The sequence below is a fragment of the Paenibacillus sp. J31TS4 genome, from assembly GCF_018403265.1.
GTDB lineage: Bacteria > Bacillota > Bacilli > Paenibacillales > NBRC-103111 > J31TS4.
The window spans coordinates 352,969-368,233 of sequence record NZ_BOSI01000003.1 but is presented as its reverse complement, the minus strand read 5'-3'; the positions used below and the strand labels follow the sequence as shown (position 1 = coordinate 368,233).

Sequence of the window (15,265 nt, the reverse complement as noted above, 5' to 3'; positions counted from 1 at the left end):
GGGCTAATATGCCTACAGAGGGAGGGGAGGGAGGGGGAGCCGCCGCTTCGTGTCGGGCGGGAGGCGGGCCGGAAGCGGAGCCGCCGCTTCGTGTCGAGGCAGGCGGTGAGTCGAGAGGCGGAGCAGGCGAGATTGTCGTTGACCTTGGGCGGGAGAGGCTCTATTCTGAGGACGAAGCTTACTGTTCCGGAAAGAAGGTCTGCCACTTGGCTGCTTTTCTGCTTGTCCTCTGCTCGGGTCTCGCCCACGCACTGTGGAATCTATTCACCAAGAAGAGCCGCAATAAGAACGCATTTCTCTGGCTCATCCATGTCACATCGTTCCTTCTCCTCCTGCCGCTGTTCGTCCGGGAGCTGGCGAACGCCTCGCTCCCGCCTGCGGCCTACGGATTCCTGGCGCTGTCGATGGCGTTCCAGATGGGCTACTGTCTCCTGCTGCCGGTCGTCTACGAGCGGGGGGACATGTCGCAGAGCTACCCGGTGATGCGGGGCACCGGCGCGCTGCTCGTACCGCTGTTCAGCATCTGGCTGTACCAAGAGACGCTGTCGCTCGCCGGCTGGGCGGGCATCGGCTGCATCGTGCTCGGCCTGTTCGCGATCAGCGGGACGTTCAGCCGCCGGCTGGACCGGGCGGCGCTGCGGCCGCTCGTCCCGGCGTTCGCGGTCGGCCTGTGCATTACCGGATACGTCCTGACGGACAAAACGGCGCTGACCTGGCTTTCGCCGGTCGCCATGATCGAACTGAGCAACCTGGCTTACCTGCTTGTGCTGACGCCGACCGTGCTGGGCCGCGGGCTGATCGGCAGCGAGTGGAAGGCGAACTGGCGGACGATCGCGCTCGGCAGCGTCTTCTCGCCGGGCTCGTATCTGCTCTTCCTGCTGGCGGTGCAGCTTGCGCCGCTGTCGCATCTCGCCCCCGTGCGGGAGGTCGGGACGGTGTTCGGCACGCTGCTCGGCGTCCTGCTGCTCAAGGAGGCGCAGCCGATCCGGCGGGTGGTGCTGTCGTTCGTCATCACGGCCGGCGTGATCTCGGTCGGGCTATGGGGGAACGGGTAGGATACTACGCGCCCGCGCACAAAAAAACCGCCTCCCCACGGCCGGGCGGCCGGGAAGGCGGTCCCCCTCGGAGGGGGCGGGCGGAGGGAGAAGTGCGGATCGCTTGACCATCCACGCGGAGCGGGAGGGCCGGATTGACCGGATCCGGCTTGTCGCTGCCGGGTGATTCGTTGACGACTGACGGCCAAGCAGGCGGCTTGCTGTCTGTTCGGGCGACGCTTGAGGCGTCGAACCGCGGGGATCGAGAATGTTATGGATGCTGCGCTATCCGATTCCAGGATGGCTAAGCGTTACGCGTGGGCCGGGGTACCTTTGCCGGCGGGCTTGCCACCTTCGTCCTTGGCGTGGGTCAGCTTGCGCCATACGGTCTTCAGGTAAGGCATCAGGTAGAAGTCGACGCCGAATTTGCCTGCGTTCATGCCGGCCATGAAGACGATACCGCCGAGGAGGACGAGCCAAGGGTTCGTGCTTACGGTGCCTGCGAACAGGAACATGAAGTTCATCAGGAGCCCGAAGAAGGCGGCCGCGGCGGTCAGACAGCCGAGGAGAAGGCCGAGTCCGACGAGGAATTCACCGAGCGGGATCAGGAAGTTGAAGAGCTTGGCGTTCGGCAGGGCGAATGTTTCCAGGAACGCGTGGAAGGTCGGGTAGACGAGTTCTTTCGTCGCCTTATCGGCGACCGGGTTGGCTACAGCGTTTTTCAGGAAGCCGGTGGCGTCGAAGCCTCCGGTCAATTTATGCCAGCCGGCGGTCATCCATTCGTAACCGAGGTACAGTCTTACGAACAGCAGCAGCCCGGCCGCGTAGCGGTTTTCTCTCAGCCATTTTATCATTTTAACCATCTCCTTGTTTGATTCGGACAACGTCTTTCTGCCGGTACCGCGCGCTCTTCCGGTTAGAGGCGGGATCTTGGCGAGTCCGGATGGTGCTCCGCTTGCTTCGGGTCCCTCACAGCCCGATCCAATCGTGGACTTGGTGAATGTTTTCACATGTTGTAGAGCGTCTAGGAAAGTCGTTGTCTTCCATGTCTTTACTATATAGGAAGTCTGCTCCCTGTGCTGTGATAAAAATCACAAGCGTGAAAAAAAGAAAATGCAGCCTACCGAAAGGCTGCATCCTCCCGTCACGCCGTCAGCAGAAGATGAATGGCTTCGGGAAGCCGTGAGGCTTGTGCCGGAAGTGAGGAGGCAGCGCTCGGACGAGCTGGCCGCGGATTTCGCCGTTCGGATGCCGGACCGTAGCCACGTCCACATAAGCGTTACCTTTCTCGATCTGAGTGACGAGAGCCTGGATGGTCTTGCCCTTGAGCGGGCCGGTCAGATCTTTGGCGGTCAAGGTGCCTTCGACGACGCCGTGTTTGACGGAGATGCCGAACTTGCTCGGGCCGAACAAGGTGGCGACGATGGGTCCGTTTTGGCCGAGCCGGCCGAGGTGGATATGGGCTTTGGTCATTTTGCGGATATTCCGTACCACCAGGCGGAAGAAGATCTTCTTGCCGTCACGGCTGACGCGCAGCACCACCTTGCCGGTGGCCAGCGTCTGGACGGGAGGCACCACCTCCTGTCCGACCAAAAAAGCGCCGAATCGTTTCAAGCGTCTCACTCCTTCTGAAAGAGATGGTCCAGTGTATGTAGGCGGACGAGACAAGGTGTGGCTGTCCGCCCAGCCGCATCCACCCATTTTGGACGGCAGCGGTCGCGCGGGACCGGTTGAGGAGAGGACGGGCGTGCGCTATCATTAAGGAACTAGCTTAACGGAAGAAGGATGACGGATGAACGAAGAGACACAGCGGCAGGCCGCGGAGACGGCGGCCCAGACAGAACATCAGGAAGAGCGCGCGCTCCAGGCGCGGAATGGAGAAAAGGCTTCTGCCCAGGCGGTTCGAGAGACGGAGCCGCAAGCGGCGAGAGGCACGGTCGGAGAAGCGGACGAGAGCCGGCTCGCGACGTTCGCGGGAGGCTGCTTTTGGTGCATGGTGACCCCGTTCGAGGAGCTGCCCGGCATTGTCTCAATCGTATCGGGCTATACCGGCGGGCAAACGGAGAACCCGACATATCAGGAGGTGAAGAGCGGCGCGACGGGGCATGCCGAGGCGGTCCAAATCCGCTACCAGCCGGAGCTGTTCCCGTATGAGCGGCTGCTGGAGCTGTACTGGCAGCAGATCGATCCGACGGACGCCGGCGGCCAGTTTCAGGACCGGGGCAGCCAGTACAGGACCGGAATCTTTTATCACAACGAGGAGCAGCGGGAGCTCGCGGAGCGCTCCAAGCGGGAGCTGGCCGCAAGCGAACGGTTCACGGAGCCGATCGTTACGGAGATCGTGCCGGCAGGTGTGTTCTATCCGGCGGAGGAGTACCATCAGGATTATCATAAGAAGAATCCCGCGCATTACAAGGAAGACCGCAAGCAGTCCGGCCGCGACGACTTCATCGAGGCGCATTGGCACGAATGATGACGGAGCGGAGGGAAGGGCTTAGGGACGATCCGCCGGCTGTGTCCGGATTTGCGGAAGCGGCGCAGGCAGCCGTGACGGCCGGGACGCCTGCCGGCTGGCTGTACAGCTACGCCTGCCACGAAGAAGAGCGGGAGCTGTGCCGGCTGGAGCTGCGCACGCTGCTCGCCTGCGAGCCCGGAGACCGGTATTGCGAGAGCGGAGTCCGGCTCGATCCGAGCCGGAGCCCGTTCCTCAAGGAGCGGATCGACCCGCTCTGCGAGGCGGAGACGGCGGAGGAGCTGGCCCGGCTCGTGGAGGCGATGCGGCTGGACGGGGGCTTGTTCAAGGTCCGCTTCGTGCCGACCGGGTACCCGGTCGACTATGCGGGCCGGAGGGAGGCGGAGCGCCTCATCGGTGGACGCATCCGGGGCCAGGCGGAGATGCGCCGGCCGGACCGGCTGTTCGCGGTGACGCGGACGGAGGAGCGGTGGGTGTTCGGCACCTGCACGGAGGCGGAGCCGGTCTGGCTGCGGCACAAGGACAAGCCGCAGCAGTACTCCACCGCACTCGGCACCCGTGTGGCGCGGGCCGTCGCCAATCTGGCGGTGCCCCGTCCGGAGGGCGTCCGCGCGGTCGATCCGTGCTGCGGAATCGGGACCGTCCTCATCGAGGCGCTCTCCATGGGCATCGCGATTGTCGGATATGACCGGAACCCGCTCGCAGTAGCCGGCGCCCGCCGCAACCTGGCACACTTCGGCATGCCGGATGTGGTGCGGCTGGCGGACATGCGGACGCTGACCGGCCGCTACGACGCAGCTGTGCTCGATCTGCCCTACAATCTCTGCTCCCGCCTGCCGGACGAGGAACGGCTGGAGCTGCTGACGAGCGCCCGCCGCCTCGCCGTCCGCGCGGTCATCGTCACGACCGAGCCGATCGACGAGGCGATCCGCGCGGCGGGCTTCCGCATCGAGGACTGCTGCTCGGTCCGCAAAGGCACGTTCGAACGGCAGATTCTTGTCTGCAGCTGAAGCTGTGCGGCAGTTCAAGGAGATTCTCCCTGGGCGGCCGCTTTGCTGATTTGGTCTGCTTCCTGTTTCTTCGGCAGCTGCAGGCAAGCGAACAGCCGTATGGCGGGCGAGTCACATGCAAGGCGCGGACAACAAATAAAGGGCCGTCTTTCGGGACGGCTCCTCTTTATTTGTCCGGCGCTGCCGGGATGTAAAGAATTGCAGATCGAGGACCGGAGAGCCGATGGACGGCGGGCTTCTTGGGTCGTTATAGTGGAGCCAATTGGGATGGAGCCCGGACGACTAGCGGCCCGGTTCCGTCCTCATGAGAAGGAGGAGAGACTATGGAAGGCGGGAAATTCGGAAAACGGTTCATGCTTCATCTTGTTAACGCTTCCCTGCTGCTTGCTTTGTTCGGGGGAGCCGGTGCAGCTGCCGAGCAGCCGGAAGCGGTCGTCGGGAAGGGGAAAGAGAACAATACGGTAACCTTTCGAGTGTATGCCAACGAAACAGGCTCCAAGCAGCAAACGTATCGGACGGAACTGGTGTGCAGCGGCGATACAAAAGCACAAGTCGTCCTCTCTTATCCAAGCAATGCGGAGCACACCGTTTTCTACCATGCACCGGAGGGGCAGCTTTGTCATATTGCGATAACGGCCAATGGACAAGCCCGGCTAGGAGACGAGCTTCAGCTTACGGTTCGTCAAGGGGACGATGTTGTGGCCCGCGGCACCCGCTATCCGGATGGAGCCCATGCCGTATCCCCCGATTTTCTGCTGCCAGGGGGGCCGCTGACGGTGGAAGCTTCCCAGGAATTTACCAACGCGCCTCTCGGGACACAGCTCCGCACCATGGTCTGGAATTTATGGGGAGGGGGAAGAGAAGCGGGCGGGGAAGAGAATGTCCGTCAGATCGTTGACGTCATCCGGCACGAGGATCCGGATATTATGTTCACGATCGAGACTTATCAGTCCGGCGCGACCATACTGGCAGGTTTGAACGAGGGACAAGAGGAGAGCAGACGCTACACCGCTTTTCAGGTAACGAGAGATCCGGTCCACCAGCCGCTCAATGACAATTTGTGGATCTATACCCGCTATCCCATTGTGAAGGAGTACCCGATCCGGAAGCACCCCGGGCTGATGAACGACTTTCATTTCGGCGGAGTGAAGGTTCAGCTGCCGGATGGCCAGCAGGTGAATGTGTTCAATACGTGGCTGTACCATGAAGGCGGGGCCATGGGCTTAACGAATCAGACGGTGGGCGAGGTGACGTATGGGCTGCCGCGCACCTATACCGATGCCGAGATTTTGGCGACGGATCTGGAGCCCCGCCGCATCAAGATGATTCGGGCGATTCTAAACGAAGATCTGCCGGCGCTGCTGGGGGACGATTCCTCCCCTATCCTTATGGCCGGCGACTTCAACACCCTGTCCAGTGAAGACTGGAGCAGCAGGTTCGCCTCTGCACCCGGACATGCCGGACTCGTGCTGCCCTGGCCGGTGACGGGGCTAATGAAGGAAGCGGGCTTCACGGATACCTATCGGTGGGCCAACCCCGACGCCGCGCTGCATCCGGGCAGCACCTGGAGTCCTTATTACGGCTACGGGATGTCTCCCGGCAGAATTGACTACATCTGGACAAAGGGCAAGAAGGTGCGCGTACTTGAATCCCACGTAAGGAACACCAAGCTGCCGGAACATGCCGGCAAGACGCAGGCCTTCTATTCCGATCATGCGGCGGTCATTACCGATCTGATGATCCGGAACTTGCCGGATGAACCGCAGCCGGTGGAGCGCATCCTTCCTTACCAGCAGATGAAGGCGGTTGCCACAAGCCAGCATACCGGTTACGAAGCCTCCAAAGCGATAGACGGCAACTTGAAGACGATGTGGCATTCGGAGTGGTCGCCGCTTCCTCCGCTTCCCCAGTCAATCACGCTTGATCTGGGAGGGACGTACCATGTCACCGGACTGGATTACCGGACAAGGACGGATTTCAAGCCGGACGGTCTCATTACCGGCTATGCCATCTATGCCAGCGAGGACGGGCAGGCATTCACGAAGGTGACCGAGGGCGTATGGAAGCAGGACTATCATTTGCAAACCGCAGCGTTCGATGCCCAGGGAGTACGCTACCTGCGCCTCGAAGCAACATCATCGAGCGGGAACGTGGCGGCAGCGTCCGAGATCAGCGTCCGCTACATTCCTTAGCAAGAACCGGGTGAGCAGAACGCTGCCCGGCGGTAGAAAGAACAAGCGAGCGGCACAGAAAACCTATGGCTCGGCTAGGAAGCACAGAGAGAGATGGGGGAGTGTTGAGATTGAAGAATAAGAAAAAACAAATAGCCTTGCTCGGCCTGACGGCGGCTATCGCGATGACTGCGGCCTGCGGGAAGCAGGAGGAGCAGGGCAACGGCGGGACGACGGGACAGCAGGGGAACGAATCGTCTGTTGCGAAAACCGGATTTCCGATCGTAAAGGAGCCGGTTAAACTGAAATTCATTGCCGGAAAAGCGGCCTCCACGGCTCCAAATTGGAACGACATTATGCTGTTCAACAAGTATGAAGAGATGACCGGCATCGATATTGAATGGCAGATGATCGGAACGGAAGTATTGAGCGAACAGAGAAACTTGATATTGGCAAGCGGGGAATTGCCGGATGCCTTCTACGGAGCCTTGATTCCCGACCGCGATGTCATGAGGTACGGAGAGCAGGGTACCTTTATCAAGCTGAACGATCTGATCGACCAATATGCCCCGAATATTAAGAAGCTGCTTGAAGACAATCCGGATGTGAAGAAGGGGCTGACGATGCCGGACGGCAATATCTACTCCATTCCGCGCATCTACGACCCGAGCTTCGACTCGGTCCTGATCAACCCGAAGCAGTGGATCAACAAGGAATGGATGGACAAGCTCGGCCTCACGGCGCCGCAGACGACGGAAGAGCTGTATCAATTTCTGAAAGCGATCAAGGGACAGGATTTGAACGGCAACGGAAAGGCCGATGAGGTTCCCTTCGGAACCGATAATATCGGCAAATTAATGAAGTACTTGTACGGGGCCTGGAATTTGCAGAACAAGGGCTCCCGGCACGATTATGTAGACGTGGATCCCGCCACGAATAAGCTGAGATTCTTCCCGGCCGACGAACGATACAAGGAAGTGCTTCAATACGTCAACCGCTTATATCAGGAGAAGCTGATCGACCAAGACCTCTTCACGATCAACGCAACGGAGTTTCTGGCCCGGACACAAGGAAACGTCTACGGCATGTACAGCGGCTGGGATCCGATATCCTGGGCGAATCTGTCCCATTACACGGGCGCGCCGGCCCTGGCGGGACCGCACGGAGACAAGACGGTTGTCAAAAATTCCAGCCTCGTCAGTCTGGGCAATTTCGTCATCACGAGCGCGAACAAACATCCGGAGGCGACGATGCGGTGGATCGATCACTTCTTCAGTGACGAGGGCAGCAAGATGTTTTTCATGGGCTTCGAAGGCATTACTTATAAGCAGAACAGCGACGGCTCGGTGGACTATGTGGACGAGATTACGAAGAACCCAAAGGGTCTGACGATTGATCAAGCCGTCATTCAATATCTGGTCTGGCCTGGAGGAGGAGCACCGGGAATCGTGTCCGAAAAGTATTTCCGCGGGGGAGAAACGCTGCCGGCTTCTCTCGAAACGGCGAAGCAGCTCGCTCCTTTTGCAAAGGGAGAAGCATGGCCCCCGTTCTCTTATACCAATGAGGAGAACGCCAGAATGTCCGCGCTCGCTTCCGATTTGTCCACCTATATCAAGGAGATGCAGGCCAAATTCATTACCGGCAAAGCTCTGTTCTCCGAATGGGACGCTTATGTAAAGACGCTTAAGAAAATGGGAATGGACGAATACATGGAGTTCTATCAGGCGGCCTACGAACGCTATAAAAAATAGGACAGAGTTGGAATCTCCATTCTACCTATGTTACGATTGTTTGTAATAGGAAGAATTGTATTTCATTCCCTGTGTTGGGGTGCCGCAGGTGGAGAGCCAATCTCCGCCTGCTGCAGTTTTAGCTGCCGCTCGGATGACGGAAGGTGGGGCGAGCTTTCCATATGAGGCTTTACATAAAAGGACTGATCCGGGAACGGTGGGGGTCCAGACGGTTTTTCCGGTTTTTATTTTCTTACATAGTGCTCGTCATCATGCTGCTTACTATCGTGAGCAGTGTGATCTACGGGTCTTTTCTGTCCGTTCTGGAAAAGGAAGTGGAAGGGGCCACCTTATCGACCCTGTCGCAGGTTAGGGAAACGGTAGACGCAAGATTGAGAGAGATTAACAGAATGGCCATGCAGATAGCAGCGGACCCATTGCTTACCCCGTTCATGATCGCGGAAGGAGGCTATGAGAAATACCAGTCCGTTAGTGAATTGAAGAAGTACAGGTCAGCCAACGAATTTGTTGAGGATATCGTCATCCATTATCACGCCAAAGATCCTTCGCTCCTCTATGCAGCCAGCGGGACCTACCAAATCGATAATTATTTTGAGAAGGTGTTTCCTTTCCGGGACTGGGGCAAGGAGCAATTTCTGTCGATGGCATCGTCGCTGGAATCCGCCAAGATCAAGCCGCTCAAAAGGGGCGGGCCGGACGGCCAGAAGTCCTCCCCCTACATGGTCTACTTCTATCCGCTTTCAGAGGGAACGGCGCTATTTCTGATCAACGAGAATGCCCTCAGCAAGATGATCCGTCCTGTCCTGCAGGAGTACAGCGGGTTCGTCTTTGTCCTGGATGAACAGGAAGCCGTGATGACTCAGGTGATGCAAAGCGTACCTAAGGAAGATGCGGCCCCTATCTTGGAAGCGGTTACGGGTGGGTCTCCCGGGAAAGCTAGCAAGGAATCCCTGGCTGTTCGTCAAGAGCAGTATTCCCTGATGCGCCTCGAATCGGACACCAGCGGCTGGACTTATTTGGCGGCTATGCCGGCAGAACAGGTTTGGAAGAAGGTGAACGAAACCCGCAGGCTGTTTCATTATACGCTGGCCGCCGTTCTTCTGCTTGGAATCGGGATGGCGTGTGCCTTTGCGGTCAGGAACTACGAGCCGATCTGGAGATTGGCGGGTTCGCTGAGGAAGCAGCAGGGGGCATCCAAACGTGTCGACGAGCTGACCCTTATCTCGGAAGCGATCCATGAGGCCGACCGAGAGAACGAGGCGCTGCTGCATAAGCTAAAAACCCAGGCAAGCCTGCTGAGGGAGACGTACTTGCAGGCCTGGCTGGGAGGGAAGCTGAGAACAGAGGAAGACTGGTGCCAGGCTAACGAAGTGCTGGACATGGACAGCGGCCGCTCACAGTACCGGGTCTTTCTCTTCCTGGTGGATGAGTACGACCGCTTCTTTCGGGAGAACACCAAGACGATACAGGATCTGATTTGGTACAGCTTCATGAAGGCGGCCGAACAGCTCGCGGGTACGGCCGGAGCCGGCTATGCGGCAGAGTACAGGGAAGGCAAGGGAATGGTGCTTGTCCTCCGGGCTGCGGCAGGGAATGAAGACAGGGCCGAGGAACTGGCGAACAGCGCCAACGCGTTGTTCCAGCAGCATTACAAGATGACCTTGACCATCGGAATCGGGCAGGCGGTTGGCAGCCCGGACGCGGTGCCGGATTCCTATGCACAAGCCATCCAGGCGTCCCGCTACAGACTGATCCAGGGAGGGGACCGCGCGATTCTCTACAGCCGGATCCGGCCGGCGATTGACAGCAAGCTGTGGTATCCGCTTGAGAAAGAGAGAGATCTCGTCAAGGCGATCCGCCAAGGAAATAAGGCCGCCATGCAGCAAATCCTGGAGGACATGATGGCGAGTGTGATTGCTCAGCCGATCTTGCTGGAACAGATTGAGTTCATCTGCTTCGATATAGTCAACACCGTCATGAAGACGCTCGTAGAGATGGAGATCACGCTGCCTGATGCCGATGAGGTTGTGGAAAAGCTTTTCGTATCGGATGTGGAGACGGTGGAGGAATGGGCAGCCAGGATGCTTGCGTTCTGCAGGCAGGTCTGCCACTCGGTAGAGCAGAATAAGGAAAGCAAGAATACGGCCCTGCTGGAGCAGCTTCAGGACTATGTGAACGGCCATTACCAAAATCCGAGCATTCATCTGGAACAAATTGCGGATGAGTTCGGCTTCTCTCCATCCTACCTGACGCGGTATTTCAAGAATCAAACAGGCCAATCCCTTATGCAGCATATCGATTCCTTGCGGATGGAGAAAGCCAAGAAGCTGCTCGTCGAGACGGATCTAACGCTTGGCGAGATGCTGCAGCAGGTCGGGTACATTGATGCCACCAATTTCATCCGGAAATTCAAGAAGGCGGAAGGCGTCACTCCCATGCAATATCGAAGCATCGTGCAGGGGGGCGGTCCGTCTCCAAGCGAAGCGAAGGCCGAGTCCCGGCCTCCGCTACGGCCCGATCCCGTATAGGAAGAAAGAACATCGGGCAGGCCCGAGCTTTCCTGACCCCAAAAAGAAGAAGAACCTTGAGTCCTCGGCGGACAACAAGGTTCTTCTTTTTTTGCGAGGAAGCCAGGAGCGGCAGGCACTCGTTCGAGCGAAGCGGATTAGCTTGCGGCGAATGGGCTGCGGGGCCTTCAAGCTTCCTCTGCTCAGTCCGTTCACGCTCCTCAGAATGTGCGGGTGTGGAAGGAAAAAAGTATAGCGCCGGTTCTTCTTAAAAGCCTTTGGCAGATGCGCTGCCGGCGTTTCCCAGAAACAGCCGGAACTCCTCCTTCGTAACCCCCTGGAGCCGCGCCTGCCGGACCAGCTCCAGCCATTCCGGATCTAGGCCGTTTTCTGCCGGTCTCTCACCGGCCGAGCCAGGCGCGGGAGCCGATCCAGCCGAATCGACGAGGCCCAGCAGATCGATATGAAGGACGCTTGAGAGCCGTTCCATAACCTGAAGGGAAGGATTTTTCTGCAGGTCTCTTTCAATGGTGCTCAAGTACGATTTGGCAACGGCCGCCTGCTCGGCCAGCTCGGTGAGCGTCAGTCCCCGGCTTCTGCGGATTTCTTGGATCCTTCTCCCCAGCGTCATCCGACCCCCACCCCTATGTGTTCGTTATAACGATTATACCTACAAAGCCATATTCTTTAAAACGAACAATAATCTATGATAACGAACGAAAACAGGGGGAAACGCCGGAAAAACGTTCGTTATATCGGAAAAATGGAGCAATTTGGGAATTCCCTTTGAAAGGCCTGTTGCCTATACTCAGAGTTGTGATTCGCAATAACGAACGACAACGAAAGTTTGAGCGAACGGATAGAGAGGTGTGGCCGTGCGGCAAAAGCGCTCAGCAAAGTTGGGAGCGCTAAAGCATGAGAAGCGTTTTCTCCCCTCCGGTATTTCCGAGATTGTCTTTCTATTACTTCGAACATCCCTCCGCACTCAAGTATTCGTTCTTTTCGGACGCTGCGGAAATATCCTGTTCCTGGGAAATGATTGAAGAATACCACCAAAGAACGGAGTGAACTTGCCCATGCGTTCTAAGCGTTCTTCAAAACATAAGGCAAAAAGGCGACCATTCGTTCTAATATCCGGTTATCTGACCATCGTAATGGCAGCTGGGATTCATACTGTGCCTACCTACTCGTTATTCGAGGCAAGCACTTTCAGTTCTGTCCCTATGAGAGCAGCTGCATCGTTTTGCGGGAGGTCGGTAACGAATAACGTTTATTCTCCCTACTCAGTGACCGATAGCGTCTACGGCAGCGCTGATTCTAACTATTCAGTAACGGATAGTGTCTACGGGAGCGTTGCAGCAGATCCTCCAGAGAGCTCCGTTTTCTCGAACGAGTATGGAAGTTCAGAGAACAATTCAGTCACTGCTAGTGTGTATAGCAATCAAGAAAATACAGGATCCGCCAACGTCTACCGTGCTCCTAACGTCTGCAGTGAAGTAACGAACGATAATACGGTAACCGCTGGTGTCTACAACGCATCTGACTTACCCAATGACTCTGGTACCAGCAGTGTAACCACAAGCGTGTATGGTGTCCTGAATGAAATCATTGCTCCGCCTAACAGCACAGTAACCACTAGCGTTTACGGCAAACCAAATTAAAGAAACAGGTGACGAAAATGGCTGTAATGAAATGGATCAATCGAGTGACAAGTGTGCTATTAACGATACTATTTTTGACCACACTTGCCCTTTCGATATCTTCCAAACTATCGGGTGGTGCACCAAAGATGTTTGGCTACGAGATGATGAACGTTCTATCTGGGTCGATGGAGCCATCCATCCACACCGGTTCGGTCATATTTATAAAAGCCGTTGAACCTGCCGTTCCTTTGGCAGTTGGAGATGTGATTACGTTTAAATCCGACGATCCCAACATCATCATTACGCACAGGATAACAGAAGTTCAAAAGCAAGGGGAGACGGTTAGTTACATGACCAAAGGTGATGCGAATGACACACAAGATCCATCGCCTGTACCTATAGCAAACGTAATAGGCAAATACGCCGGTGTTACGATTCCGTTCCTTGGGCATATCCTTACCTTTATTAAATCCAAGGCGGGTATTGTTACCTTCATGATCATTCCCGGTGCCCTATTGATTCTATGGCAGATGATTAGCATCTGGAGATATATATCCAAGATGGAAAATCGTCCGGTCAACCAGCCTGTAGCAGAAGAAGTACAATCGTAATTCCCTTATCACCGTATTGAATTACCCCTTAAAGTGAGTAACTTCCCGCTTGATAGGTGGTATTCAAAATATAATTTTTCAGGAGGAATACAAAAATGGGTATTAAGAAAAGACTTGGTCTTGCAATGGCTACTACTGCTCTTGGCGCAACTCTTCTCGCAGGTGGGTCCTTCGCACTCTTCACTTCTTCTGCAACTAACGAAGGCAATACATTCACATCGGGTACCGTAATCATCACGGATAAGACGGTTGGCTCCTTGGTTTCCCAAGACGTTAATTTTAACAACCTGGCTCCTGGCGATACCAAAGTTTTGACGATGACTGTTAAGAACGAAGGAACCCTTGAAGAATGGGTTCGCATTGACAGCGCCGCTACAATTGCCTCGAAAACCGGTGCTCTGTTCGCAGGTGCTACTCCTGTAAGTCTGACCTTGGATCCGAAAGTCGTAAAATTAGCACCGGGTGAAACTACTACATTTGATGTAACGTACCTGTTCCCTCTGGCAGCTGACAACACATACCAAAATGCAACTGGCTCCTTCAAGGTAATTGTCAATGCTGTTCAAGCTCGCAACAATACTACAGGAAACGGACCAACAACTTGGCAATAAAAATGAACCGGGCATAAGGACTACATAAATCTTAAAAATAATGAGGGTGGCGGTAGTCCACCCTCATTTTTTAAAATCCTTTCCTTAGGAGAATGTGAATGAACAGAAAAAAACTTGGTATGATGGTTCTTTCCTTATCCATGACGGTCGTGTTTACATTCGGCGGAGCTACGATGGCCCTATTTACCGGTTCCGCGCAGAACAGCAATACAGCTACAGCGGGAACCATCAACCTTGATGCCAAAAGGGATCATGGAGATTATACCCCTGGCCCTATGTTCTACCCGGACAGCTTGGATCCAGTCGGAAACCATCCATATGATACATCAAAAACGAACCCTAGCGGCGAATCCCTTGGTGGGTGGGCTCCGGGTGACACGGTTCAACGGACGATGATTCTGACGAATAACGGATCATTGGATGCAAAACTAAAAGGTGTTAAAGCAACGGTAAGAGATAGCTACACACAAAACCTTCCGACGAATCCGGCTAGTTCTAGAACCGTAACCGGATTGACTAGCGGAGCAGCCTACGACGAATTTATTCAGAAGGCTAACGTAAAAGTAATGGTCCCTGACACAAATACTCTACTTTATAATGGGTCGTTAAGTTCACTGCTGGTATCCGGATATGCGCCATTACAAAATGAACCTGTCCTTACAGGTACCCGCCCTCCATTTGCACCAGGTCCGCTAAACGTGACCTTCGAAGTAAAGCTGGATCAGTCTGCTTCCAATGAAATCCAAGGGAAATCGTTTATCTTTGATTTTAGCTTCTATTCGGAGCAAGCAAGGAATAATGGTCCTGCCAATAATAACAGCGTCTATCGCCCTGCTACTCAAATACCATTCTCGTTCACAGATATAAGCCAGGACGGTGGAACTTATATTCCAAATAGTAACCAGGATGACACCGCATTCGAAATTAACTCACCCTTCGCTATTAATTTCTACGGCCAATCCTTTGACAAGTTATATGTAAGCACCAATGGGCTGATTACCTTTAACGGTCCCAATAGCGCGTTTGGGAATACTCCGATGGCGCAAGCACCTGATAACAGCATCGCGGTATTTTGGGATGACTTAATTAGAGGCAGTATCTATTACAAAGGGTACACGGTTAATGCCAATGCCGCTGATCCTTATTTAGCGATCCAGTGGAGCGGCTACGAGCACTATCCTAGCTCGCCTTCAACCGTTATATTCCAAACAAAGCTTTACAAAAGCGGCAAGATTGAGATGCTGTATAATGATATGACTTTCGGAGGCCCTGCTGGAGCGAATAATGGAAGCAGCGCAACGGTTGGAGTCAGAAAAGACGCTAACACCTTCCAGCAATACTCGTATAACCAAAACGTCATCACTTCAAATTCTGCTATTCAATTCGCATACTAATGTGACAAACCTGCCACAGCACTATTCTGTGGCAGGTTTATTAAGGAGTTCACTATAAGG

At 55.5% G+C, this 15,265-nt stretch carries 11 protein-coding genes and 1 pseudogene; 9 read left to right on the top strand and 3 right to left on the bottom strand.

Annotated features, from left to right (window positions below; translation table 11 throughout):
• Positions 1-8 precede the first annotated feature (8 nt).
• On the top strand, positions 9-1,055 hold the full coding sequence (locus tag KJS47_RS16560) for a DMT family transporter (RefSeq protein ID WP_213526172.1): 1,047 nt from the start codon (positions 9-11) through the stop codon (positions 1,053-1,055).
• A 290-nt stretch (positions 1,056-1,345) separates the two neighbouring features.
• Here KJS47_RS16560 and KJS47_RS16555 read toward each other — a convergent pair whose 3' ends face one another.
• Together KJS47_RS16555 and KJS47_RS16550 are read right to left on the bottom strand one after the other, a co-directional pair.
• Positions 1,346-1,888, bottom strand: coding sequence for a DoxX family membrane protein (locus KJS47_RS16555; protein ID WP_213526171.1), 543 nt, complete (start codon positions 1,886-1,888; stop codon positions 1,346-1,348).
• 298 nt (positions 1,889-2,186) lie between these two features.
• Positions 2,187-2,657 carry a CHRD domain-containing protein gene (locus tag KJS47_RS16550; RefSeq protein ID WP_249716455.1) on the bottom strand — a complete coding sequence of 157 codons (471 nt, stop codon included), beginning with the start codon at positions 2,655-2,657 and terminating at the stop codon, positions 2,187-2,189.
• A gap of 340 nt (positions 2,658-2,997) precedes the next feature.
• Between KJS47_RS16550 and msrA the strand changes: the two are divergent.
• The 5 genes and pseudogenes from msrA to KJS47_RS16525 form a co-directional block, all read left to right on the top strand.
• Positions 2,998-3,507, top strand: a pseudogene (msrA, locus tag KJS47_RS16545) (peptide-methionine (S)-S-oxide reductase MsrA); the annotation flags it as partial.
• The gene (locus KJS47_RS16540) at positions 3,504-4,517 is read left to right on the top strand and encodes a TRM11 family SAM-dependent methyltransferase (RefSeq protein WP_249716453.1); all 1,014 of its coding nucleotides are present in this window, start codon (positions 3,504-3,506) and stop codon (positions 4,515-4,517) included. The pseudogene msrA and the gene KJS47_RS16540, both read left to right, overlap by 4 nt.
• Positions 4,518-4,840: 323 nt before the next feature.
• Positions 4,841-6,709: a discoidin domain-containing protein gene (locus KJS47_RS16535; protein ID WP_213526168.1), complete on the top strand. Its 1,869-nt coding sequence runs from the start codon at positions 4,841-4,843 to the stop codon at positions 6,707-6,709.
• 110 nt (positions 6,710-6,819) lie between these two features.
• The gene (locus KJS47_RS16530; RefSeq protein ID WP_249716451.1) at positions 6,820-8,439 is read left to right on the top strand and encodes an extracellular solute-binding protein; all 1,620 of its coding nucleotides are present in this window, start codon (positions 6,820-6,822) and stop codon (positions 8,437-8,439) included.
• Positions 8,440-8,600: 161 nt separating this feature from the next.
• Positions 8,601-10,967, top strand: coding sequence for a helix-turn-helix domain-containing protein (locus KJS47_RS16525; RefSeq protein WP_213526166.1), 2,367 nt, complete (start codon positions 8,601-8,603; stop codon positions 10,965-10,967).
• Between the two features lie 247 nt (positions 10,968-11,214).
• On the opposite strand, the gene KJS47_RS16520 is transcribed toward KJS47_RS16525, so the two are convergent.
• On the bottom strand, positions 11,215-11,577 hold the full coding sequence (locus KJS47_RS16520) for a helix-turn-helix domain-containing protein (RefSeq protein ID WP_213526165.1): 363 nt from the start codon (positions 11,575-11,577) through the stop codon (positions 11,215-11,217).
• Positions 11,578-12,624: 1,047 nt separating this feature from the next.
• Between KJS47_RS16520 and sipW the strand changes: the two genes are divergently transcribed.
• The 3 genes from sipW to KJS47_RS16505 all read left to right on the top strand — a co-directional run bounded on the left by sipW (position 12,625) and on the right by KJS47_RS16505 (position 15,205).
• A complete protein-coding gene (sipW, locus tag KJS47_RS16515) occupies positions 12,625-13,200 on the top strand; it encodes a signal peptidase I SipW (RefSeq protein WP_213526164.1) in 576 nt (191 codons plus the stop codon).
• Positions 13,201-13,295: 95 nt separating this feature from the next.
• Positions 13,296-13,811: a TasA family protein gene (locus KJS47_RS16510; RefSeq protein WP_213526163.1), complete on the top strand. Its 516-nt coding sequence runs from the start codon at positions 13,296-13,298 to the stop codon at positions 13,809-13,811.
• 98 nt (positions 13,812-13,909) lie between these two features.
• Positions 13,910-15,205 (top strand): M73 family metallopeptidase, encoded by a 1,296-nt coding sequence (locus KJS47_RS16505; protein WP_213526162.1) that lies wholly within the window; start codon positions 13,910-13,912, stop codon positions 15,203-15,205.
• Positions 15,206-15,265 lie beyond the last annotated feature (60 nt).